The organism is Pseudomonas sp. AP3_22 TE3818, assembly GCF_053628995.1.
This window is the reverse complement of record NZ_JBRJHL010000001.1, coordinates 609,929-633,012: the sequence shown is the minus strand read 5'-3', so window position 1 is coordinate 633,012 and position 23,084 is coordinate 609,929. Positions and strand designations below refer to the sequence as shown.

17 protein-coding genes are annotated in these 23,084 nt (G+C 60.5%); 7 read left to right on the top strand and 10 right to left on the bottom strand.

Going from position 1 to position 23,084, the window contains the following annotated elements; all coding sequences use genetic code 11:
• Positions 1 to 47 precede the first annotated feature (47 nt).
• Both AB7M25_RS02985 and AB7M25_RS02980 read right to left on the bottom strand, forming a co-directional pair.
• Positions 48 to 1,340, bottom strand: a complete 1,293-nt coding sequence (locus tag AB7M25_RS02985; RefSeq protein WP_104450023.1) for a GGDEF domain-containing protein — start codon at positions 1,338 to 1,340, stop codon at positions 48 to 50.
• A 151-nt stretch (positions 1,341 to 1,491) separates the two neighbouring features.
• Positions 1,492 to 3,579: a cytochrome-c peroxidase gene (locus tag AB7M25_RS02980; RefSeq protein WP_454236964.1), complete on the bottom strand. Its 2,088-nt coding sequence runs from the start codon at positions 3,577 to 3,579 to the stop codon at positions 1,492 to 1,494.
• 1,157 nt (positions 3,580 to 4,736) lie between these two features.
• Between AB7M25_RS02980 and AB7M25_RS02975 the strand changes: the two genes are divergently transcribed.
• Complete coding sequence (locus AB7M25_RS02975) at positions 4,737 to 6,518, top strand: hypothetical protein (RefSeq protein WP_454236963.1); 1,782 nt, start codon at positions 4,737 to 4,739, stop codon at positions 6,516 to 6,518.
• 80 nt (positions 6,519 to 6,598) lie between these two features.
• Here AB7M25_RS02975 and AB7M25_RS02970 read toward each other — a convergent pair whose 3' ends face one another.
• From AB7M25_RS02970 to bioB, 7 genes are all read right to left on the bottom strand, one after another.
• Positions 6,599 to 8,404 (bottom strand): phenylacyl-CoA dehydrogenase, encoded by a 1,806-nt coding sequence (locus AB7M25_RS02970; RefSeq protein ID WP_429391649.1) that lies wholly within the window; start codon positions 8,402 to 8,404, stop codon positions 6,599 to 6,601.
• 279 nt (positions 8,405 to 8,683) lie between these two features.
• The gene (locus tag AB7M25_RS02965; protein ID WP_454236962.1) at positions 8,684 to 8,980 is read right to left on the bottom strand and encodes a pyrroloquinoline quinone biosynthesis protein PqqE; all 297 of its coding nucleotides are present in this window, start codon (positions 8,978 to 8,980) and stop codon (positions 8,684 to 8,686) included.
• A gap of 122 nt (positions 8,981 to 9,102) precedes the next feature.
• Positions 9,103 to 9,783 (bottom strand): dethiobiotin synthase, encoded by a 681-nt coding sequence (gene bioD / locus AB7M25_RS02960; protein WP_429386619.1) that lies wholly within the window; start codon positions 9,781 to 9,783, stop codon positions 9,103 to 9,105.
• The gene (bioC, locus tag AB7M25_RS02955; RefSeq protein ID WP_429517773.1) at positions 9,780 to 10,592 is read right to left on the bottom strand and encodes a malonyl-ACP O-methyltransferase BioC; all 813 of its coding nucleotides are present in this window, start codon (positions 10,590 to 10,592) and stop codon (positions 9,780 to 9,782) included. The genes bioD and bioC overlap by 4 nt, the downstream gene beginning before the upstream one ends.
• Positions 10,585 to 11,316, bottom strand: a complete 732-nt coding sequence (locus tag AB7M25_RS02950; protein WP_429560395.1) for an alpha/beta fold hydrolase — start codon at positions 11,314 to 11,316, stop codon at positions 10,585 to 10,587. Before AB7M25_RS02950 ends, bioC begins: the two co-directional genes overlap by 8 nt.
• Entirely contained in the window at positions 11,309 to 12,487 is a 1,179-nt protein-coding gene (gene bioF, locus AB7M25_RS02945) for an 8-amino-7-oxononanoate synthase (RefSeq protein ID WP_429386613.1), read from the bottom strand. The genes AB7M25_RS02950 and bioF overlap by 8 nt, the downstream gene beginning before the upstream one ends.
• Before the next feature lie 166 nt (positions 12,488 to 12,653).
• Positions 12,654 to 13,709, bottom strand: coding sequence for a biotin synthase BioB (bioB, locus tag AB7M25_RS02940; protein ID WP_007980348.1), 1,056 nt, complete (start codon positions 13,707 to 13,709; stop codon positions 12,654 to 12,656).
• Between the two features lie 93 nt (positions 13,710 to 13,802).
• Between bioB and AB7M25_RS02935 the strand changes: the two genes are divergently transcribed.
• The 5 genes from AB7M25_RS02935 (at position 13,803) to rarD (ending at position 19,602) form a co-directional block, all read left to right on the top strand.
• Positions 13,803 to 14,543 carry a ComF family protein gene (locus tag AB7M25_RS02935; RefSeq protein WP_429560394.1) on the top strand — a complete coding sequence of 247 codons (741 nt, stop codon included), beginning with the start codon at positions 13,803 to 13,805 and terminating at the stop codon, positions 14,541 to 14,543.
• A gap of 63 nt (positions 14,544 to 14,606) precedes the next feature.
• Complete coding sequence (locus AB7M25_RS02930) at positions 14,607 to 15,371, top strand: TOBE domain-containing protein (protein ID WP_429517776.1); 765 nt, start codon at positions 14,607 to 14,609, stop codon at positions 15,369 to 15,371.
• 65 nt (positions 15,372 to 15,436) lie between these two features.
• Positions 15,437 to 17,338, top strand: a complete 1,902-nt coding sequence (locus AB7M25_RS02925; RefSeq protein ID WP_454236961.1) for a PhoX family protein — start codon at positions 15,437 to 15,439, stop codon at positions 17,336 to 17,338.
• 196 nt (positions 17,339 to 17,534) lie between these two features.
• The gene (locus AB7M25_RS02920; protein WP_454236960.1) at positions 17,535 to 18,509 is read left to right on the top strand and encodes a serine/threonine protein kinase; all 975 of its coding nucleotides are present in this window, start codon (positions 17,535 to 17,537) and stop codon (positions 18,507 to 18,509) included.
• Between the two features lie 205 nt (positions 18,510 to 18,714).
• Positions 18,715 to 19,602, top strand: a complete 888-nt coding sequence (gene rarD / locus AB7M25_RS02915; protein ID WP_429386604.1) for an EamA family transporter RarD — start codon at positions 18,715 to 18,717, stop codon at positions 19,600 to 19,602.
• 215 nt (positions 19,603 to 19,817) lie between these two features.
• Here rarD and AB7M25_RS02910 read toward each other — a convergent pair whose 3' ends face one another.
• On the bottom strand, positions 19,818 to 20,336 hold the full coding sequence (locus AB7M25_RS02910) for a glycine cleavage system protein R (protein WP_102700735.1): 519 nt from the start codon (positions 20,334 to 20,336) through the stop codon (positions 19,818 to 19,820).
• A gap of 546 nt (positions 20,337 to 20,882) precedes the next feature.
• Between AB7M25_RS02910 and AB7M25_RS02905 the strand changes: the two genes are divergently transcribed.
• Positions 20,883 to 23,060, top strand: coding sequence for a malate synthase G (locus AB7M25_RS02905; protein WP_429386602.1), 2,178 nt, complete (start codon positions 20,883 to 20,885; stop codon positions 23,058 to 23,060).
• Positions 23,061 to 23,084 lie beyond the last annotated feature (24 nt).

The window sequence follows — 23,084 nt, the reverse complement described above, 5'->3', positions numbered from 1 at the left end:
GCCGACACTACGCCACAATCAATGTCCAGTCGCTGAATGCGCGATCATCACTCAACCATAGCGGCGTCCATGCGCACGGCGCCGCGGCGGTTCTGCCCGAACGCCATCACGCAGTTACGCCCGGCGCCCTTGGCGCTGTAGAGCGCCTGGTCAGCGGATTTGAGCACCTCTTCCGGGGTTCGTTGATCGATCCGTTCGGCAACGCCGATACTGACCGTGACCGATACACTCGACGCACCGGAACCGGCACGCCGCTGGCGCCCCTGATTGTCGTCCTGCGGGCGGTTTTCCTGATTACGCAGCTGAATGTTGTACGTAGCAATAGACTCGCGGATGACTTCCAGGTGCGGCATGCACTCTTCGAGGGTCTTGCCTGCAAACACCAGGGCAAATTCCTCACCGCCATAGCGATACGCCTTACCGCCACCGCCAATTTTCGACAGTTTGCTGGCCACCAGCCGCAGTACCTGGTCGCCGACATCGTGACCGTGGGTATCGTTGAATTTCTTGAAGTGGTCGACGTCGCTCATGGCCAACACGTAGTTGCGCCCCAGCCGTTGCATGCGTTCATTCAGCGCACGGCGGCCCGGCAGCCCGGTCAGTTCGTCGCGGAAGGCCATTTGATAGGCTTCGTGGGCAACGGCGGCGGCGATCATCAGCATCACCTGGCTGCACATGATGTTCAGCGTGAACGGCAGGATGAAGGTCTTCGGCAGCATCCAGAACAATCCGAGCAATCCCACCAGTTGCGCGGCATGCAGCGGTCGCGGGTTGCGCCAGTATTGCCAGGTCAGCAGCACAAACGCGGCAATGAACACCGGATAGGACAACTGGATCAGACTCATCCAGGCGCCATGCAAGGCGGGCCAGCGAATCTCCGACAACCAGATCAGCAGCGCATGTGGATAACTTTGCTCAAGCCCCAGCGCCACGCTGCCGACCGCCAGCAATACGGCGAATCGCGCCACCATGTCCTGGAACAGATGGGTGCGTTCCTGCCACGCCGCGAATACCCCATACAACAATGGCAGCAGCAGGCAACACAGGTGAAAGACCACGGCGGCATCGTCACGCACCTTGCCGTTGTCGCGGTAATAGTCGGTCTGGGTGTCGAGCAGGAAGTAGGCGATGTACACCGTGACCATCAGAAACAGTTCACGCTGGCGTCGGTACACCGCGCAATAGGCGCCACCGAGCAACAACACCAGGGTAGGCAGCACGTTGAACAGCGAGGTGAAAAAGACGTTCAGATCCTTGATGTACGCAGCCGCAAGCCCCGCCAGCAACAGCAGCAATGACGGCAGGAAATGACTGAAACGTACAGCAGATGAGCGCGGCAAGGGTAAAGCTCCGACCCGTCAGATCAATAGATGGCAATGTGCCCACTACTGTAACGGCAGAGACCCCGATTTACTGAGTGAAATACTGAGGTATTTGTAAAAGGGCACCACTGGCATCCATCAGATGCCAGCGGCGCAAGGGGAAATACGGTTACAGGTCGTTGTTGAACGGTTGCAGCGGACCTTCCAGACGTGTGCGACCTTCGGCACCGACCGGTCTGAGCTGGATGTCGGCGTCCTGCGCCTGCCTCGTCGTGATCTTCGGACTGGCCGGTTTTTGCCCGACGGAGTTTTCATCACCCTTTTCGCCCTGAGGCAGTACCAGCGAAGGGTGATCGAACGGCGCCCGTTCCCACGCCACCCGAGGATCGGTCAACCCGACCTCCATGAACTTGACCAGCGCATCCACTTCATCCGGGGTGAGGTTCAGCCGGGTCATGTCCGGGTCGAGGTTCGAGCCGTTGTGCTGATTGACCGCCGGGTGCTCGAAGCCACTGGTGTTGCTGGCATCCTCGCCACGCCGATCGCCGCCACGATTGTAGAACTCCATGACTTGCTGCAGCGTTGCGCGACTGCCGTTGTGGAAGTACGGGCCGGTCAATGCGATGTTGCGCAAGGTCGGTGTCTTGAAGGCGCCATCGACCGCGTCGCGGAAATCGACATTGGGCTTGAGCGTCGCATCACAAGGGATGGCCGGGCTCAAACGCGCTTCGAAGGTGCACACGTCGACGTCCAGCGGGTCAGGGATCGTGCCGCCCTTCAGTACGGTGTTGTACTGACGGGTGAAAGACAACGGATTACCCCACGCATCCGAGCCACCGAGTGCCAGGTCTTCCGAGGTCGGGCGCACCCCGGTGTTGTAGAAGCCGTTGTCATAGAGTGTGGTCAGGTTGTCGGCCATGACCATCCGTTCGATACGTTCCCGAGGATGGAACAGCAAGCGGCTGCCGGCGTTGGTCAACTCCGCGCCGCCGTGGCAATTGACGCACTTGCCTTTGCCCAGGAACAGGTTCATGCCCTGGACCTGCTGGCTGTTCATGGCGGTGTGATCGCCCTGCAAATAGGCATCCAGCGGTGCCTGGTCCGAGATCAGCGTGGACTCATACATCTGAATCGCCAGCCCGAAGAACAGCGGGAAGTTCGCCTCCATCTGGGTGTATGGCGCGCCGCCCAGCGAGACCTGCTGCGTGGCATTCCACAAGCGCGGCTGGAACGCGTTCTTGATCAGTTCACGGTACGTCGGCCGACGGGCACCGGATACCGGCCCGAGCACCGAATCAGTGGATGAAATCCGCTGCTGCTTGAGCATCAAGGTGTCGAGCATGCGCCGGCCGATGTCGGCGAAGGTACGCCCGCCGCAGGACATTTCCACCGGGCTGCCGGGTGGCCCTACCGCTTGCGAGGCGGCGGAAGCATCCTTGAGCGCCAACCTGACTTTGGTCGCCACGCCACTGCGATCGCTGGTCACGAAAATCCCGGCGTCAGGGTCGCGATTGCCGAACGGTGAGAAGCCGTTGAAGACGTTATTGGCCCGGCCATCCCAGAAGTTGCGCACGTTGAACGCGGCGTTGATCACCGTGGGTGCGTTGCGTCCGGTGCTGCGGCGAACATTGATCCCGCCCACCTGGAAGATGCCGTCCGGTTGCTGAATGCATTTGTCGAAACGCGCCTGATGGGGCTTGACGAAGTTGGCGTCGAACACGCCTTGCGAGCCGATCACATCGTCAGTCGAGTAGATAATTGCCGAATTGCGATCCAGGGGATCTGCCAGCACATGGGTCGGGAAGTCGCTTTTCTTCAGCAGGTAGTTCGGACCGCCCTTGCCTCCTGATTTGGTGGTGTAGCTCGGCACGTCACCCGGAATGTCCGAGGCGGTGAACGGTTTGTTGAAGATCGACGAGACGTTCGCGTTGGTGTTCGCCTGGCCGGGGTTGATCTGGTTGGTGGTGCGGTGATCGGCGCCCGCGTGGAAGTGACATGACGCGCAAGCCGTGGAACCGTCACTGCCGATCTCCATGTCCCAGAACAGTGCCTTGCCCAGAAGCACTGCCGCCGAGCGATTGAGCACGTAGTCGGTCATCAGGTCGACTTTGCGTCCGCCTTCGGTTCCCGATGGGTCGGGCGGGAGCAGCCCACGCAGCGATTGCACAGTGGGCACGTCCGGCACGGGCGGATCGACCGCTACCGGATCAGCGGCCCAAACGTTCATGACAGGCAGGCCGGTGACGAAGAGAGTCATCGCCATCGCCCGGGCCAAACAGGTGGTTCGCAAGATGCTCAAATACTTAAACATGACGACGTTCCCGATTCAGTACGGAGTAGTCAGGCTCCGCGGTTACCCTGTTGCGAGATGAGCTCATCGCCATGAATCTTGCTGTTCGCTCGAATAACCACATCAACTTTAAGTTACATGGGCAATGCGAGACCTAACTGGCAAAGCACTCTCGTGACTCAGGCATTCTTAAACAATGATATTTCGCAGCACTGGTTAGCGCCTCACGAAACTCTAGACGTAACAAAACATTTCAGCAGGAAAATTTCAATATTTTTTAATTAAAACGAATCAAGAAACCCTACTAATAACAGCAACTGCGCACTATTCCTCAGTTCTGGTTAAACTTTACCCATTATTGGGTGACATTCCCCGGACAGCCAGTACCTGGCGATCACCAACGGCCTCTAAAGCCAGATTTTAAAGGGCACAACGGCACCAGACGCGTTTTTTTGAAGTTGGCAGAGTATTTGCTCCTCCAACCACCGCGATGTAAACGGCACTTTAAAAAACCCTGAAACTCCGCATCGCCAGCCAATAAAAATCTCACCCAGACATACAACAACCATTCGTGCGCAAGTTGCACTGCGCTAGCTATTGTCTTTTTATTTATAACTCCCACACAAGACTACTTTCTCACCCTTTCTTCAAGACCCCTCTTGCACACCTGCGACTTTAGTAGTATTTAATAGGCAACACTTCTCAACCACCATTCATTGAGACACACTTACCTAAAGTTTTCACAGCGCTCCAAACTTGGGTATATATCCCCACCTATTTTGGTGTTAACCACATAACACTCAACTATGTGTATATCACCAACTTCAGCGCAGCCCGCATGTTTGCTGACTGACAAGCGATTGTGTCAATCAGGCACGACTACTGCTATGTGCCCCTCAGGCTCAAGGAAATGTCTCTCGCGATTGCGTCCGTAACCGGCCGACGCACGCAGGTGAAAGCATCCGAACGGCAAGTGTCGACCTTACACAGGCACTGACTCCGCTGGATCGAGCCCCCGTTCGACACTCACGGCTTTGCGTTTCTCTTGCGCAGGATCAAGCGCATCAGCAGATCTGTGATCTCGATTGGCCGGCAATTGGTCCTGCAAGATTCTGGAGTGAGCCATGAGCTTATCTTTGTTCGAAAAAACGCTCGCGATACCGCTGCTGCCTCACAAACGATTCAACGGCATCTTCAGTCGCCATGTTCTGCTCGCCGGTGCCGTCGCCATCGCGCTGGTCATAGGTGGTGGTGGAGATGCATTTGCCAAAAACGGAGCGGGTGGCGGCGGTGGCGGTGGTGGCGGGACTGCAAAGCCCCCGGGCTTACCCTCGCCGTTCACGACACCCACACTGCCCGATCCGATTTTTACAAACCCGACTGCGATTCATGGGTTTGACGTTACCGGCTTTATCCAGAACATGACCCTGGACACCACCAATACGAATTGCCCCAATACCAGCGACCCGGGCCGCTTTGGGGGGACCGTTCAGTTGAACGGCGTCACGATTGTTGTCCCTTGCAACACCGTTATGCAGATGCCGGCCAACACCCTGACCTGGGCCGAATTCGTCAGGGGTGGAACCCTGGCGCTCGGAAAATCTCCGGCGGCCTATCCCTCGTTCGAGATCCATGTGGTAGGCAATACCGTCTCCAACAAGCAGATTGCCGGGCTGATCTTTGTCTCCCAGCAATCAGTCAACGCCGGGAGCGGTGTCATCACCCGGATCGACTACACCAATGGCAACCTCGAAGTTGACAGCGGAAACCCGACGCAACCCACGATCATTCAGATCAACGACCCGAACGGACGTTTTGGTCGCGCCCAAAGCCCCGACCCACGTTTCTCCGTCGATGATGCCAACCCGACCATCCATGCCGCCACCGGCTACCCGATGTGCGTGCCGCGCACGATCTCCGGGGACGATGCGCTCTGCCCACAGAAAAACCGGCCAAAAGTGGTCACCCCGACCACGACCAACAACTGCCGCAACTTCAGCCAGGCCGGCGTCACGCCTCCGGCCAGCGGGGAGCTATCGGGTCCAGCGGTGGGCCAGGTCTATTGCAGCCAGTACGTCATGAAGAGATTCAGCGATGCGACACGCACGGCGACGGACCCCGATCCGAACCAACAGGCCCCCTTCGAAGTCGGCGACTTCATCAGTTGGTCCGGTACTCTGTTCAAGTCAGCAACAACGGGCCTCCCGGACTTTGTCTCTGCACACACGATCGAGGCGAATGTCGGGATCTACACTCAACCGGGTTCGCAGCCCAGCTACCTGGCTATCGGGGAATTTGGCATCGGCACGGCCGACCCGGCCGCAACGGCCATCAACGGAGTAGCCCAGGAGACGCAGGACCGGATTTTCCTTGAAGCCTCGACCACCGACATCAAGACCCCAGTCGACATTTACCTGATAGATGTCAATCCATCGACGGGCGTGCAAACCAATCGCTGGATTACCCCCTATGAGATGACGGGTGAATGCAACCCTGCGCTGGGCCTTGCGGTCAGTTGCCTGGGAGCCTCGGGCGGCATTACCACACAGAACACCGGTCCTCAGCCACAACGCGCCAGACTACGTGCGACCAAAGCGCCCGCCGGGCTGCTTAGCCAGCCGACACGTACCTTGCGCGTCGTTGCACGGTCACTTTGCGTTCCACAGCAAAGCCTGTCCCAGGCCGGCGTGGACAGTTGCATCCAGAATGCGGGCCGGCTGACCGTCGCCAATGGGCTGATTGCCGGACAGTATGTGGCGCCGGTGTTCGAGTTCATCTTTCCGGAAGGCGTCAAGCCTGGCGATCCGGTGGTACCTAACGACTTCTGGCACCTGCCGTTCATACGTAATGGCGAAGGCGCGACCACCCCGACTGGCGTCGGCCCCCTGAATCCGACGCCATGGTGATCAAGGCCTGAGCACAGCGCAAAAAAAAACCGCCGCTCCCGGAGGAAGCGGCGGTTGCTTTTAAAGGACTGCGTCAGGACTTAGTAGCCCAGGTCAAAGTTCTCTTCTTTCATGTCCATCAGGTTGTTGGCGCCCGACAGCATGGTTGCGACGTGAGTACGGGTACGCGGCAGGATGCGCTGGAAGTAGAAGCGCGCAGTCTGCAGCTTGGCGGTGTAGAACGCCTCTTCGGAAGTGCCGGCAGCCAGTTTCTCGGCAGCCAGACGCGCCATGTCAGCCCAGAAGTAGGCCAGGCAGGCGTAACCGGAGTACATCAGGTAGTCCACGGAGGCCGCGCCGACTTCTTCGCGATCTTTCATGGCGGCCATACCGACCTTCATGGTCAGCTCGCCCCATTCCTTGTTCAGTGCAGCCAGCGGCGCGACGAACTCTTGAACCGCTTCGTTGCCTTCGTTGGTCTGGCAGAACTTGTGGACGATCTTGGTGAAGCCTTTCAGAGCCTCGCCTTGGGTCATCAGCACTTTACGGCCCAGCAGGTCGAGTGCCTGGATGCCGGTGGTGCCTTCGTACAGCATCGAGATGCGGCTGTCGCGAACGTTCTGCTCCATGCCCCACTCGGCGATGAAGCCGTGGCCGCCGTAGATCTGCACGCCGTGGTTGGCCGACTCAAAACCGACTTCGGTCATGAAGGCTTTGGCGATCGGCGTCATGAACGCCAGCAGTGCGTCGGCTTTCTTCTTCTCTTCTTCGTCCACGCCGTACTTGACGATATCGACCTGCTTGGCGGTGAAGTAAACCATCGCGCGGTTGCCCTCGGCGAACGCCTTCATGGTCAACAGCATGCGACGTACGTCAGGGTGCACGATGATCGGGTCAGCGGCTTTGTCCGGCGCTTTCGGACCAGTCAGCGAGCGCATTTGCAGACGGTCGCGAGCGTATTTCAGGCCGCCCTGGAAACCGACTTCGGCGTGGGCCAGGCCTTGCAGCGCGGTACCCAGACGAGCGGTGTTCATGAAGGTGAACATGCAGTTCAGGCCTTTGTTCGCCGGGCCGATCAGGAAACCAGTGGCGCCGTCGAAGTTCATCACGCAGGTGGCGTTGCCGTGGATGCCCATCTTGTGTTCCAGGGAACCGCAAGACACTTCGTTACGCGTGCCAACCGAGCCATCGGCGTTCGGCAGGAACTTCGGCACGATGAACAGGGAGATGCCTTTGGTGCCAGCCGGTGCATCCGGCAGGCGGGCCAGTACGATGTGGACGATGTTGTCGGCCATGTCGTGCTCACCGGCCGAGATGAAGATCTTGGTGCCGGAGACTTTGTAGGAACCGTCGGCCTGAGGCTCGGCCTTGGTGCGCAGCATGCCCAGGTCGGTGCCGCAGTGCGGTTCGGTCAGGCACATGGTGCCGGTCCATTCGCCGGAAACCAGCTTGGTCAGGTAAGCCTCTTGCTGCTCAGGGGTGCCGTGCTCGGAGATGGTGTTCATCGCACCGTGCGACAGGCCCGGGTACATGCCCCACGACCAGTTGGACTCGCCGACCATTTCACTGATGGCCAGGCCCAGGGATTCCGGCAGGCCTTGGCCGCCGTGCTCGACGTCATGAGCCAGGCTCGGCCAGCCGCCTTCAACGAATTGCTTGTAGGCTTCCTTGAAGCCAGTCGGCGTCTTAACGCCGGACTCGCTCCAGGTGCAACCTTCGAGGTCGCCCACACGGTTCAGCGGAGCCAGTACCTGCTCACAAAACTTGGCGCCTTCCTCAAGAATGGCGTCAACCATGTCCGGAGTTGCGTCGGCACAAGCCGGAAGGCTCTGATAGTGCGCTTCGTAGCCGAGCAGTTCGTCACGAACGAAGCGAATATCACGCAAGGGGGCCTTGTAGTCAGGCATAGCGATAAACCTCTGCTGATGTAACCGGGAATGAACGACCGCATTGATTTGTTGTTGCGATCAAACAGTTGTTTGAAACATACGTTTACGCCCAAATCTTGTCAAGCGTCGATCTTTTGCCGTTCGTCATCGCAGGGATCGAACAGTCAGGCACACGACACCGCCGCCGCGCTGCCGAAGCAGCCCGTCACCCTGAAAAGATTAGTTGAGCAAGAAAGACTTACGTACAAAAACGCCGCGAACAGGCGCGGCGTTGGAAGGTGCGGATTCGGCTAGGAATCAAGCGTAGGTATCGATCAATGTTCCAAGCACTTCATCGGCGGCCTTGGCGACTTTCACGCCCAGCTCCGCCTGAATCTTGCCTTGGGCCATTTCGACCACGTTGCTGGCCAGGTCCGATTGCTGGCTGCGATCAACCGATCGCAGACGATCGACCTGCGCCTCGGAGGACTGGCTGGTGAGCGAACGCTCGAGGGTGGTGTTGGCGATCTGCCCGGCGGCTTGATCGACTCGGTTCTGCCCTGTCTGAAGGGTGCTCAGACCGGCATAAAAAGCGGTGTTTCCTGAGATTTCCATGGGAGAACTCGTCCTTTCAAAGGATCAACAACAACCATTGAAGCAGAGTGGCCGGCAAAACGCCCGTCAAAAACACTAATGGCACAGTGCCTTGCCATAGGCAAAGCCCACATTGCCAAACGTCAGTCCAACAGATCCAGTTGCAAGTGCTCGGCCACGGCTTCTGCCGTCACGGCCTTGAGTTTGGGCACACGCCCCAGGCACGGCGCCGGAAGGCGCTCGGCCAGGGTGGCGAGGTTTTCCTCCAGTCGCGAGGTCTTCGGGTCGATGATGTTGGCCACCCATCCCGCCAGTTGCAAACCGTCCCGGGCGATCGCTTCGGCGGTCAACAAGGCATGGCTGATACACCCCAGACGCACGCCGACCACCAGGATCACCGGCAGCTGCAATGCGATGGCGAGGTCCGACAGATTGTCCTGATCCGCCAAGGGTACGCGCCAGCCGCCAGCGCCTTCGATCAGGGTGAAGTCGGCCCGCAGGCCCAGAATCTGCCGCATCGGCGCCAGCAACGACTGCACCGTCAACGCCACGCCCGCCTCCCGTGCCGCCAAGTGGGGGGCAATGGCCGGTTCGAAGGCCACCGGATTGACCTGTGCATAGGTCAGCGGCAGCGAACACTCCGCCATCAAAGCCAGTGCATCGGCGTTGCGCAGGCCTTTGGGCGTCACATCGCACCCGGAAGCGACCGGCTTGCCCGCCGCCGTGCTCAACCCCGCCGAGCGCGCCGCATGCAGCAGCCCCGCAGCGACCGTGGTTTTACCGACATCCGTATCCGTGCCGGTGATGAAATAGGCTGCGCTCATAAGGGTTTCTCCAAAATGGCGTACACCACTTGATAAGTGGCCGGCAGGCCTCGGGCCTGACGAAACTGCTCATAAGCCTCGATCAATCCCAGAATCCGCGCCCGGCCGGTCAAGCCACCCGGGCGCCCGGGATTGAGGTTGTGCGCACCCAGCGCCTTGAGCTCATGGGTCAGGCTGCGCACATCCGGGTAATGCAGCACATGCGCAAGGTTTTGCAGACTGACCATCCTCAAGCCGCTGGCCGCACACAACTGCTGATAAACACCAAACTCCCGGAAGCGGTTGACGTGCACCATGCCATCGACCTGTCGCCAGCTGTCGCGCAGTTCAAACAACGTCCCTGTACAAAGACTAGCAAACGCAAAAATGCCACCCGGTTTCAGCACTCGATAAGCTTCACTGAGCACCGAGCCGAAGTCCGCACACCACTGCACCGCCAGGCTGGAGAAGATCAGGTCGCAGGTCGAGTCCTGCAGTGGCAAACGCTCGGCATCGCCCGCCACGAAATGTGTGGCACCACCCAACGGCCGGGCGTGGTTGAGCATACCCTCGGCGATATCCAGCGCTACACCGTGACTGCTCGCAAACCGCTCACCCAAAGCACGACTGAAATGCCCGGTGCCGCAGCCCAGATCCAACCAACGCTGCGGTACAAAATCCTGCGGCAAGCGCCTGAGTAATTGGCTGCCGACATCACGCTGCAACTCGGCCACGCTGTCGTAGCTTTGCGCCGCGCGGGAGAAAGATGCAGCGACCTGGCGTTTGTCGGGCAAGCCGCCGGGCAGATTGGGAAGGGATAAATCAGTCATCGCCGGACTCATGCAAAAAGGCCTGGATCGCCCCCGCCACACCGTGGGGATCTTCCAGAAGAAACGCGTGGCCGGCCTGCTCAATCAGACCGATTTCTATATCCGGCAGCAACGCCAGTAAATCGCCCGCCGCCTCCGCCGGCACCAACCCGTCGAGGCCGGCGAACAGATGCAGTTGTGGACCGCGGAACGATTGCATTGCCTGCCGTGTATCCAATTGCGCAAGTACTTGCAGACCGCTCAGCAGCACTGGCGCGGCCGTGTTCGGTGCGCCGGCGAGCAACAGCCGCGACAATCCGCGCGGGTCTTCGGCGCCTTGGGCACAGAGCAGCGAAAAGCGTTTCAAGGTCGCGCGCGGATCGGTTGCACATCCCGCCAGAAACGCATCGAAGGTTTCCCCAGGCATGGCGGCCGACCAGTGTTCATGCGCGACAAAAGACGCGTTGCTGGCCAGCGTGAACACGCCGCAGCAGCGATCGCCACGCCGGGCCGCCAGTTCGCAGGCGAGCATGCCACCCAATGACCAGCCGCCCAGCCAGGCGTCTTGCGGCAACGTCGCATCAAGCTCATCGAGCCACTCTTGAAGATCGCTCGACTCCAGGTCGGGCAACGGCTCGATCTCGACACGCAAGTGCTCGTCCAGGCCGCGCAAAGCCGCAGCCAAAGGCTCCAGCGGTGAAACGCCAAGACCCCAGCCGGGCAGCAGAATCAAACGATCACGCATGGCTTGGCTCCGGCTGCAGTTGTTGAAAACAATCGGCCAGTCCGTTTAACAATAGCTGCACCTGGGCCTCGCTGTGGGCAGCCGTCAGCGTGACCCGCAGTCGGGCGCTGCCAGCAGGCACGGTCGGCGGGCGAATCGCGGTCACCATCAACCCGCGCTCGCGCAGCATTTGCGAAAGACGCACCGCGCGCCCGGCATCGCCAACCATGATCGGCTGAATCGGTGTGAAGCTGTCCATGAGTTCCAGGCCGATCTGTTCGGCACCCTGGCGGAACTGGCGGATCAGCGTCTGCAAATGCTCGCGGCGCCAGTGTTCGCTGCGCAGCAGTTCCAGGCTTTTCAACGTGGCGCAGGCCAGCGCCGGTGGCTGGCTGGTGGTGTAGATGTAAGGCCGGGCGAACTGGATCAAACTTTCGATCAGCTCTTCGCTGCCGGCCACAAAGGCGCCCGCCGTACCGAAGGCTTTGCCGAGGGTGCCGACCAGCACCGGAACGTCTTCCTGGCTCAAACCGAAATGCTCGACGCTGCCGCCACCATTGGCGCCCAACGGTCCGAAACCATGGGCATCGTCGACCATCAACCAGGCACCTTTGGCCTTGGCTTCTCGGGCCAGTGCCGGCAAGTCGGCGATATCGCCGTCCATGCTGAATACGCCGTCGGTGACCACCAGGGTATTGCCGGTGGCTTTTTCCAGGCGTTTGGCCAGGCTCACCGGGTCGTTGTGCAGATAACGATTGAACCGCGCGCCGGACAACAGCCCCGCGTCGAGCAGCGACGCATGATTGAGCCGGTCTTCGAGCACCGTATCACCCTGCCCCACCAGCGCCGTGACCGCACCGAGGTTGGCCATGTAACCGGTGGTGAACAGCAGCGCGCGCGGGCGGCCGGTCAGGTCGGCCAAGGCTTCTTCCAGGGCATGGTGCGGGGCGCTATGGCCGATGACCAGATGTGAGGCGCCGCCGCCCACCCCCCACTTCGCAGCGCCGGCACGCCAGGCTTCGATCACTTGTGGATGATTGGCCAGCCCCAGGTAGTCGTTGTTACAGAACGCCAGCAACGGCTGGCCATCAACCACCACTTGCGGCCCCTGCGGGCTTTCGAGCAGCGGACGCTGGCGGTAGAGATTTTCGGCACGACGGGCAGCAAGGCGTGCGGCGAGATCGAAAGACATGCAGGCCTCGGACAAACAATCAAGGTAGACACCGAACCTGTAGGAGCTGGCTTGCCAGCGATGAGGGCATCAGGTTCGACATAGCCATCAGCTGACAGACCGCTATCGCTGGCAAGCCAGCTCCTACAAGTGTTTTGCATTCCAACCAAAGAAGGCGGTGATGGACTCAAACCGCGGCGTTATAGAACTGCTCGCTGCTCTTCTGCTCCACCAGCGCCTGCTCGATCGCCGCCTGATGCACTTCATCGGCGTGCTCTTCGCGGGCTTCCGGCAGGATCCCCAAGCGCCCGAACAGTTGCATGTCCTTGTCGGCCTGCGGGTTGGCGGTGGTCAGCAGTTTCTCGCCGTAGAAAATCGAGTTGGCACCGGCGAAGAACGCCAGAGCCTGCATCTGCTCGTTCATGGCTTCGCGGCCGGCGGACAGGCGCACGTGGGATTGCGGCATCAGGATGCGCGCGACCGCGAGCATGCGGATGAAATCGAACGGGTCGACGTCGTCGGCATTTTCCAGCGGCGTACCGGCGACTTTCACCAGCATGTTGATCGGCACCGACTCCGGATGCTCCGGCAGGTTGGCCAGCTGGATCAGCAGGTTGGCGCGGTCGTCCAGCGACTCGCCCATGCCGAGGATGCCGCCGGAGCAGATCTTCATCCCCGACTCACGCACGTAGGCCAGGGTTTGCAGGCGCTCGCTGTAGGTGCGGGTGGTGATGATGCTGCCGTAGAACTCCGGCGATGTATCGAGGTTATGGTTGTAGTAGTCGAGGCCGGCCTTGGCCAGCGCCTCGGTCTGCTCCTGATCCAGGCGGCCGAGGGTCATGCAGGTTTCCAGGCCCAGGGCTTTCACGCCTTCAACCATCTTCAGAACATACGGCATGTCCTTGGCCGACGGGTGCTTCCACGCCGCCCCCATGCAGAAGCGGGTCGAACCGATGGCCTTGGCGCGCGCGGCCTCTTCGAGGACCTTCTGCACTTCCATCAGTTTTTCTTTTTCCAGGCCGGTGTTGTAGTGACCGGACTGCGGACAATATTTGCAATCTTCCGGGCAGGCGCCGGTTTTGATCGACAACAGGGTCGAGACCTGGACGCGGTTGGCGTCGAAATGCGCACGGTGCACCGTCTGCGCCTGAAACAGCAAGTCATTGAATGGCTGAACGAAGAGTGCTTTGACTTCGGCCAAAGACCAGTCATGACGCAGGGTTGCAGTGGTGCTGGCGCTCATGGGTGTTTCCTTTGAATTATGCTTTGGCATGCGGCAGGGTCATGGAATGTCACAGCCGCCTCACAGATGTTTCGGCATATTTAAGGAAGAGCGATGCGCTGTCAACCACAGAACAAAGGACTGGTTTACATCTGGTCAAAAAACAAACAGACATGTCTTTTGTGCGATGAACCCGCCGATGGCATCGCCCCTGTCTGCACGGCCTGCGAAACCGAGTTGCCCTGGCTGGGCGATCACTGCCGTACCTGCGCCCTTCCGCTCCTGGCCGCGGGCCTGACCTGCGGCCATTGCCTGAAGCAGCCTCCGGCCTTCGAACACGTGATTGCCCCCTGGACCTACAGCTTTCCGGTTGACAGCCTGATCACCCGCTTCAAACACAACGCAAAGTGGCCGTTTGGCCGCTTGCTCGCAGAACTTCTCGCTCAATACCTGCAACATCGCTTCGAAGACGATCTGCAGCGACCCCATGCGCTGATTCCGGTACCACTGGCCAACCGGCGCCTGCGCCAGCGCGGGTTCAACCAGGCGGCGATGCTGGCCCACTGGTTGAGTGATGCTCTGGACATTCCATGCGACGAACGGTTGCTGCTGCGAACCCAGGACACCGATGCCCAACAGGCCTTGAATGCCCAGGCGCGCCGCAAGAATTTGCGCAACGCTTTCAGCCTGATACCTGGTGCCGCCGTCAAGGGCCGCCACCTGGCCCTGATCGACGACGTCCTTACCACCGGTGCCACGGCCCAGGCCCTGGCCTGGCTGTTGATCGACGCCGGTGCAGCGCGGGTCGACGTCTATTGCCTGGCCCGCACGCCCAAACCCGGCGAGACACCCTGACTTGACTCGCGCGTCCCAAGCCGCCAACGTCCTCCCCATCGCCACCACCCAAAGCGACTTGCCATGTCTTTGCCCACCTTGTTGTCCCAGCACATTGTCCGCCGTCCGCAGCGCATCGCCCTGCTGCAGCACATCGCCGAGCAAGGCTCGATCACCCGTGCGGCAAAAAGCGCGGGCCTGAGCTACAAGGCTGCCTGGGATGCCATCGATGAGCTGAACAACCTGGCGCAGAAGCCGTTGGTGGAACGGATTGTCGGCGGCAAGGGCGGCGGCGGTGCCCGCCTCTCCAAAGAAGGCGAGCGGGTGCTGCGGCTGTACCAGAAGCTCCAAGCCTTGCAGGCCCAGGTGCTGGAAGCCGCTGAAGATGCCAGCGACCTCGACCTGCTCGGGCGCTTGATGCTGCGCACCAGCGCGCGCAATCAGTTACACGGCAAGGTGATGGCGATCGAGTCCCAGGGACGCAACGACCTGATTCGTCTCGAAGTCGCCGAAGGCTTGATCGTCGATGCGCAAATCACCCACGACAGCACCGAGCGTCTGGAACTGCAAATCGGCACCGAAGTCGTGGCCTTGATCAAGGCCGGCTGGCTCGATGTGCTGGAGATCGATTCAGCCGAAACGCCGGGAAACAATTGCCTGAAAGGCACCATCGAGAAAATTCTCGACGCCGACGACGGCCCCAGCGAGGTGCGCATCACCCTGCCTAACGGCCTGATCCTGTGCGCGCTGGACGAACCAACGCACCTGCAGGCATTGGGGCTGACCTGCGGCAAACCCGTGCGCGTGGAGTTTTCACCATCGAGGGTTCTGCTGGGTACGCCGCTTTAAGCAAACTGCAACAAAAGGTTCATTACTCATCATTAAGGTGTCTGCAAAACCGCAGGGAGCCTGAAATGAGCCTATTAGAAGAAAACCAGTCCACCGACCTCGAAACCATGGTCGGCCTCAGTCGTCGCAGCTTCATCAGCGCAGGTGCCCTGTGCGGCGCGGCGATGTTCCTCGGCGGCAACCTGCTGAGCCGCAGTGTGATGGCCGCCAGCGTCAATGCCGGTAACAGCCAGTTGCTGGGTTTTGACAGCATCGCCGCCGCCACCAGCGACTCCATCACCCTGCCACCGGGCTACAAGTCCTCGGTGCTGATCAGTTGGGGCCAGCCCCTGCACAAGGACGGCCCGGCGTTCGACCCGAGCGGCAACGGCAGCGCCGAGCATCAGGAAGCCCAGTTCGGCGACAACAACGATGGCATGAGCCTGTTCGAGTTTCCGGGCGAAAAAGACCGCGCGCTGATGGCGATCAACAACGAATACACCAACTACCGTTACCTCTACGCCCACGGCGGCATGCCGCAATCGGCACAAGACGTACGCAAGGCGCTGGCCTGTGAAGGTGTGTCGGTGATTGAAGTGCAGCGCAAGAACGGCCAATGGCAATTCGTCCAGGGCTCGCGTTACAACCGCCGAATTCACGGCAATGCGCCGATCACCCTGAGCGGCCCGGCCGCCGGTCACGCACTGTTGAAAACCAGCGCCGACCCTCACGGCAAGAACGTCCTCGGCACGTTCCAGAACTGCGCCAACGGCAAGACGCCGTGGGGCACCTATCTGACCTGTGAAGAGAACTTCACCGACTGCTTCGGCAGCAGCAACGCCGAACAGAAATTCGACCCGGCGCAAAAACGCTATGGCGCGGTGGTGACCAGCAAAGAGATCAACTGGCACCAACACGACGAGCGCTTCGACCTGGCCAAGAACCCCAACGAACTCAACCGTCACGGCTGGGTGGTGGAGATCGACCCGTTCGATCCGCAGTCGACGCCGGTCAAACGCACCGCCCTCGGCCGCTTCAAACACGAAAACGCCGCCCTGGCCGAAACCGGCGATGGCCATGCCGTGGTGTACATGGGCGACGATGAGCGCGGCGAGTTCATCTACAAATTCGTCAGCCGCGACAAGATCGACCACAAGAACCCCAAGGCCAACCGCGACATTCTCGATCAGGGCACCCTCTATGTGGCGCGTTTCGATGCAGGGGACGGCAACGCCGATCACCCGAAAGGCCAGGGTGAATGGATCGAACTGACCCACGGCAAAAACGGTATCGACGCCAGCAGCGGTTTTGCCGATCAGGCCGAAGTGCTGATCCACGCCCGTCTCGCCGCCAGTGTGGTGATAGCCACGCGCATGGACCGCCCGGAATGGATCGTGGTCAGCCCCAAGGACGGCCAGGTCTACTGCACCTTGACCAACAACGCCAAGCGCGGCGAAGACGGGCAACCGGTGGGCGGACCGAACCCGCGGGAGAAAAACGTCTACGGCCAGATCCTGCGCTGGCGCACCGAGCGCGACGATCACGCCTCACACACCTTTGCCTGGGACCTGTTTGTAGTGGCCGGCAACCCGGCCGCACATGCCGGGACGCCAAAGGCCGGCTCGTCGAACATTACGCCGCAGAACATGTTCAACAGCCCGGACGGTTTGGGCTTCGACAAGGCCGGACGCTTGTGGATCCTGACCGACGGCGATGTGAGCAACGCCGGTGACTTTGCCGGCATGGGCAATAACCAGATGCTCTGCGCTGATCCGGCGACCGGCGAGATTCGCCGCTTCATGGTCGGGCCGGTGGGCTGCGAGGTGACCGGGATCAGCTTCTCGCCGGACCAGAAAACCCTGTTTGTCGGGATCCAGCACCCGGGTGAAAACGGTGGTTCGACCTTCCCCGAGCATTTGCCAAACGGCAAGCCGCGCTCTTCGGTGATGGCGATCAGCCGGGAAGATGGCGGGATCGTCGGCGCCTGATCCGGCCTCTTCGCGGGCAAGCCCGCTCCCACAGGATTTGCGCAATTTCAAATTGGGCGCATGACCTGTGGGAGCGGGCTTGCCCGCGAAGGCGTCAGCCCAAACACCGCACATCTCAAGCCCACCCCCTAAAGCCCTGCCGTCTGCGCTAACATGCCTGGCCGGACGCAGCAGCCTGCTGCGCGCAGGAGTCAGCATGGCCCACCCGTTTGAAACCCTTACGCCAGACCTCGTGCTCGATGCCGTCGAAAGCATCGGCTTTCTCAGCGACGCGCGCATCCTGGCGCTCAACAGCTACGAGAACCGCGTCTATCAGGTCGGTATCGAAGACGCCGAGCCACTGATCGCCAAATTCTACCGGCCACAACGCTGGTCGAACGAAGCGATTCTGGAAGAACACCAGTTCACCGCCGAACTCGCCGACTGCGAGGTGCCGGTCGTGGCGCCGTTGATCCACAACGGTGAAACCCTGCACGAACACAACGGTTTCCGCTTCACCCTGTTCCCCCGCCGCGGCGGCCGCGCACCGGAGCCGGGCAACCTCGATCAACTGTATCGCCTGGGCCAGTTGCTCGGACGCCTGCACGCGGTCGGCTCGACCCGGCCGTTCGAGCACCGTGAAGCGCTGGCGGTGAAAAACTTCGGCCATGACTCGCTGGCCACATTGCTCGACGGCAACTTCATCCCCCGCAGCCTGCTGCCGGCCTACGAGTCGGTGGCCCGCGATCTGCTCAAGCGTGTGGAAGATGCCTACAACAACACGCCGCACCAGAACATCCGCATGCACGGTGACTGCCACCCCGGCAACATGATGTGCCGTGACGAGATGTTCCATATCGTCGACCTCGACGACTGCCGCATGGGCCCGGCGGTACAGGACATCTGGATGATGCTCGCCGGTGATCGCCAGGATTGCCTGAGCCAGTTGTCGGAATTGATGGATGGCTACAACGAATTCCACGACTTCGACCCGCGTGAACTGGCGCTGATCGAACCCTTGCGCGCCCTGCGTCTGTTGCACTACAGCGCGTGGCTCGCCCGTCGCTGGGACGATCCGGCGTTCCCCCGCAGCTTTCCGTGGTTCGGCACCGAGCGTTACTGGGGTGATCAGGTGTTGGCACTGCGTGAGCAGTTGGCCGCGCTCAATGAAGAGCCACTGAAACTCTTCTGACAAACACAGACCCCATGTGGGAGCGGGCTTGCTCGCGAAGGCGGCGTGTCAGTCGGCAACAATGTTGAATGACACGCCGCCTTCGCGAGCAAGCCCGCTCCCACAGGTACTGTGTTCACAAATGACCTACCTATTCAGGCAGGACATTCGCAGACAAATCTCCTTACAATCCTCTCTTTGTTAGCTGCCTAAGCAAGGATTCTGCATGCAAGCCGCCAACCCGCGTCGCGGGTACATTCTGGGCCTGAGTGCCTACATCATCTGGGGACTTTTCCCCCTCTACTTCAAAGCTATTGCCAGCGTGCCCGCCGTGGAAATCATCATCCACCGGGTGTTGTGGTCGGCGCTGTTCGGCGCCTTGCTGCTGATGGTGTGGAAGCATCCCGGCTGGTGGCGCGAGCTGCGGGAAAACCCGCGACGCCTGGCGATCCTGGCCCTGAGCGGCGCGCTGATCGCGGCCAACTGGCTGACCTACGTCTGGTCGGTGAACAACGGCCGCATGCTGGAGGCCAGCCTCGGTTACTACATCAACCCCTTGGTGAACGTGTTGCTGGGCATGCTGATCCTTGGCGAACGGCTGCGGCGCATGCAGTGGATTGCCGTCGGTCTGGCGGCTGTAGGTGTGGCGCAACAGGTGTGGCAAGTCGGCAGCCTGCCGTGGGTGTCGCTGGTGCTGGCACTGACCTTCGGTTTCTACGGGCTGATTCGCAAGCAAGCACCGGTCAAGGCACTGCCGGGGCTGGTGGTGGAAACCTGGATGCTGGTACCGATCGCCATTGCCTGGTTGCTGTTCAACCCGACCGCCCACAGCGCTCAGGCCGAGTTCTGGACCACGTCAGAAGCCTGGTGGCTGGTGGCGGCCGGGCCGGTCACGCTGGTGCCGCTGGTCTGCTTCAACGCGGCTGCGCGGCATTTGCCCTACACGACACTGGGCTTTCTCCAGTACCTGGCGCCGACATTGGTGCTGCTGCAAGCGGTTCTGCTGTTTGGCGAGCACCTGTCGTCCAGCACCCTGGTAGCGTTCATGTTCATCTGGGCCGGTCTCGCGGCTTACAGCGTGGATGCGTGGCTCAGTTTGCGTCGCCGCAGCTGATCAAAAAACATACAAACCTCTACAGGCCACGAGTTCCGTGGCCTGCATCATTCCTTCCCAAGGTTATCCACAGCGTGATCCCCGCCGATTGTGCGCAAGTGGCTGAAACTGCTGGTTTTTTGATCAGATCCTGAAGAACCCCGGTGGGCGTGGCCTGGCGAGGTGTCTCTACAGGTTATCCACAGGCCGGTGCACGTTTAACTTGGATAACCTGATCAGGGCTCACTGCGCAGCACCAGTTCGACCATCAGATCGTCGGCCAGGGTTTCCAGGCGCGATTGCAGGACGTCCAGCGACAGCGTCAGCGGAACGGCAAGAATCGCTTCGGCATGGAACAACGGCTCGCTGCTCATCGGTGCCGGGCGCACTTCGGTAACCAACCGTTCCAGACTCACCCCCTGCTCGTTCAACAAGCGTGTGATGTCACGCACGATCCCCGGGCGATCATTGCCCACCAGCTCCATCGCGATCGGCTTCCAGGTGCAGGATTGTTCGATGCTGCTTTCGGCGATCAGTACGCGAATGCCCTGGGTGGACAAGCCTTGCAGGGCATCGACCAATTCGTCATAGGCCTCGGCCGGCACCCCCACCCGCAGAATGCCGGCGAATTGTCCGGCCATGCGCGACATGCGGCTTTCCAGCCAGTTGCCGCCGTGCTCGGCAATGCATTGGGCAATGCGCTCGACTTGCCCGGGCTTGTCCGGGGCAAAAACGGTGAGTACGAGATGGTCCATGGCGCAGCCCTCTGGTCATGATTTTTGTTACAGAGAACCAAGTATAGGCAAGGGCTGATGCTGCGCTGAATCGTCTGGCGCCATCGCTGGCAAGCCAGCTCCTACAAGATGCGCGCAGGCCCTGTAGGAGCCGGCTTGCCGGCGATCCGGTACACCACCGATCTAGTGCCACTCATAAAATCGTGTACAACTTTTGATATTTAGCTGGAACAATCCACTGGTTTTTTGAGAACATCCTGTTCCGCGCCGTGACCGCAATGCGTCATGGGGTCGCAGAACGACGTGATTAGTCTAATTTTCACATCCGCAATTCATCATGTAGTATGCCGCAGCGCGCACTACATAACGTTGGATCGATGTCTGCCGCCGGCCCGTTCGCAACCCCGAAAGCCCTGTCAGCAAGGCCCCAAGCCGTTGATTGGTCCCAACCCAGCCGCCCGTCATGGGCATGTACTGGCAGAGGGGTTTGTGGTTTAAATGGCCAAAGGCTTCATTGTTAAATTGAAGAGCTGAAAAGCGAAATAGCTGAGCAGAGTGAGGCAAGCAATGACTGAACACGTTCAAGTCGGTGGCCTGCAGGTCGCCAAAGTCCTGTTCGACTTCGTGAACAACGAAGCCATTCCCGGTACCGGCCTCACCGCCGATAAGTTCTGGGCCGGTGCCGACAAGGTCATCCATGACCTGGCCCCGAAGAACAAAGCCCTACTCGCCAAACGCGATGATTTCCAGGCTCGTATCGATGGCTGGCACCAACAGCGTGCCGGTCAGGCGCACGACGCCGTGGCCTATAAAGCCTTCCTGCAAGACATCGGTTATCTGCTGCCAGAAGCGGCCGATTTCCAGGCAACGACGCAAAACGTCGATGACGAAATCGCCCGCATGGCCGGCCCGCAGCTCGTGGTGCCGGTGATGAACGCCCGCTTTGCCCTCAACGCCTCGAACGCCCGCTGGGGCTCGCTGTACGACGCGCTCTACGGCACCGACGCCATCAGCGAAGCCAACGGTGCGGAAAAAGGCAAAGGCTACAACAAGGTGCGCGGTGACAAGGTCATCGCCTTCGCCCGTGCCTTCCTCGACGAATCGGCGCCTTTGGCGGCCGGCTCCCACGTCGACTCCACCGGATACAAGATTGTCAACGGCAAACTGGTGGTCGCCCTTAAAGGCGGCAGCAACACCGGCCTGCGCAACGACGCTCAGCTGATCGGCTTCCAGGGCAATGCCGCTGCACCGACCGCGATCCTGCTGAAAAACAACGGCCTGCATTTCGAAATCCAGGTCGACGCCAGCACCCCGGTCGGCCAGACCGACGCGGCCGGCGTCAAAGACATCCTGATGGAAGCGGCACTGACCACCATCATGGACTGCGAAGACTCCGTCGCTGCTGTCGATGCCGATGACAAAGTGGTGATCTACCGCAACTGGCTCGGCCTGATGAAGGGCGATCTGTCAGAAGACGTCGCCAAGGGTGGTCAGACCTTTACCCGCACCATGAACGCCGACCGCACCTACACCGCGGTCGATGGCAGTGAACTGAGCCTGCACGGTCGTTCGTTGCTATTCGTGCGCAACGTCGGTCACCTGATGACCATCGACGCGATCCTCGACAAAGATGGCAACGAAGTGCCGGAAGGCATTCTCGATGGCCTGGTGACCTGCCTGTCGGCGATCCACAACCTCAACGGCAACAGCTCGCGCAAGAACAGCCGCACCGGCTCGGTCTATATCGTGAAGCCGAAGATGCACGGCCCTGAAGAAGCCGCGTTCACCAACGAGTTGTTCGGTCGCATCGAAGACGTGCTGGGCCTGCCACGCAACACCCTGAAAGTCGGGATCATGGACGAGGAGCGTCGTACCACGATCAACCTCAAGGCCTGTATCAAGGCGGCGAGCGAGCGTGTGGTGTTCATCAACACCGGTTTCCTCGACCGCACCGGCGATGAAATCCACACCTCCATGGAAGCCGGCCCGATGGTGCGCAAGGCGGACATGAAGGCGGAGAAATGGATCGGCGCCTACGAGAACTCCAACGTCGATATTGGTCTGAGCACCGGCCTGCAAGGTCGCGCGCAGATCGGTAAAGGCATGTGGGCCATGCCGGACCTGATGGCAGCGATGCTCGAACAGAAAATCGCTCACCCGCTGGCCGGTGCCAACACCGCCTGGGTACCTTCGCCGACCGCCGCTGCACTGCACGCGCTGCACTACCACAAGGTTGACGTGTTCGCCCGTCAGGCCGAACTGGCCAAACGTGCCCATGCATCGGTAGACGACATCCTGACCATCCCGCTGGCGGTGAACCCGCAGTGGACCGCCGAACAGATCAAGAACGAACTGGACAACAATAGCCAGGGCATCCTCGGTTACGTGGTGCGCTGGATCGACCAGGGCGTCGGTTGTTCGAAAGTGCCGGACATCAATGACGTCGGCCTGATGGAAGACCGTGCCACGCTGCGTATTTCCAGCCAGCACATCGCCAACTGGTTGCGCCATGGCATCGTCACCGAAGAGCAGGTCATGGAAAGCCTCAAGCGCATGGCGCCGGTGGTTGACCGGCAGAACGCCGGCGACGCGCTGTACCGTCCGCTGGCCCCGAACTTCGACAGCAACATCGCCTTCCAGGCGGCGGTCGAACTGGTGGTCGAAGGCACCAAACAGCCGAACGGCTACACCGAGCCGGTCCTGCATCGTCGTCGTCGCGAGTTCAAAGCTAAGAACGGGTTGTAATCCAGCTCACTCCACAGCAATCCC

Coding starts and splice junctions, on each gene's coding strand:
- AB7M25_RS02980 (WP_454236964.1), bottom strand. CDS start 3,579: ATGACTCTCTTCGTCACCGGCCTGCCTGTCATGAACGTTTGGGCCGCT.
- AB7M25_RS02975 (WP_454236963.1), top strand. CDS start 4,737: ATGAGCTTATCTTTGTTCGAAAAAACGCTCGCGATACCGCTGCTGCCT.
- AB7M25_RS02970 (WP_429391649.1), bottom strand. CDS start 8,404: ATGCCTGACTACAAGGCCCCCTTGCGTGATATTCGCTTCGTTCGTGAC.
- AB7M25_RS02965 (WP_454236962.1), bottom strand. CDS start 8,980: ATGGAAATCTCAGGAAACACCGCTTTTTATGCCGGTCTGAGCACCCTT.
- bioD (WP_429386619.1), bottom strand. CDS start 9,783: ATGAGCGCAGCCTATTTCATCACCGGCACGGATACGGATGTCGGTAAA.
- bioC (WP_429517773.1), bottom strand. CDS start 10,592: ATGACTGATTTATCCCTTCCCAATCTGCCCGGCGGCTTGCCCGACAAA.
- AB7M25_RS02950 (WP_429560395.1), bottom strand. CDS start 11,316: ATGCGTGATCGTTTGATTCTGCTGCCCGGCTGGGGTCTTGGCGTTTCA.
- bioF (WP_429386613.1), bottom strand. CDS start 12,487: ATGTCTTTCGATCTCGCCGCACGCCTTGCTGCCCGTCGTGCCGAAAAT.
- bioB (WP_007980348.1), bottom strand. CDS start 13,709: ATGAGCGCCAGCACCACTGCAACCCTGCGTCATGACTGGTCTTTGGCC.
- AB7M25_RS02935 (WP_429560394.1), top strand. CDS start 13,803: ATGCGCTGTCAACCACAGAACAAAGGACTGGTTTACATCTGGTCAAAA.
- AB7M25_RS02930 (WP_429517776.1), top strand. CDS start 14,607: ATGTCTTTGCCCACCTTGTTGTCCCAGCACATTGTCCGCCGTCCGCAG.
- AB7M25_RS02925 (WP_454236961.1), top strand. CDS start 15,437: ATGAGCCTATTAGAAGAAAACCAGTCCACCGACCTCGAAACCATGGTC.
- AB7M25_RS02920 (WP_454236960.1), top strand. CDS start 17,535: ATGGCCCACCCGTTTGAAACCCTTACGCCAGACCTCGTGCTCGATGCC.
- rarD (WP_429386604.1), top strand. CDS start 18,715: ATGCAAGCCGCCAACCCGCGTCGCGGGTACATTCTGGGCCTGAGTGCC.
- AB7M25_RS02910 (WP_102700735.1), bottom strand. CDS start 20,336: ATGGACCATCTCGTACTCACCGTTTTTGCCCCGGACAAGCCCGGGCAA.
- AB7M25_RS02905 (WP_429386602.1), top strand. CDS start 20,883: ATGACTGAACACGTTCAAGTCGGTGGCCTGCAGGTCGCCAAAGTCCTG.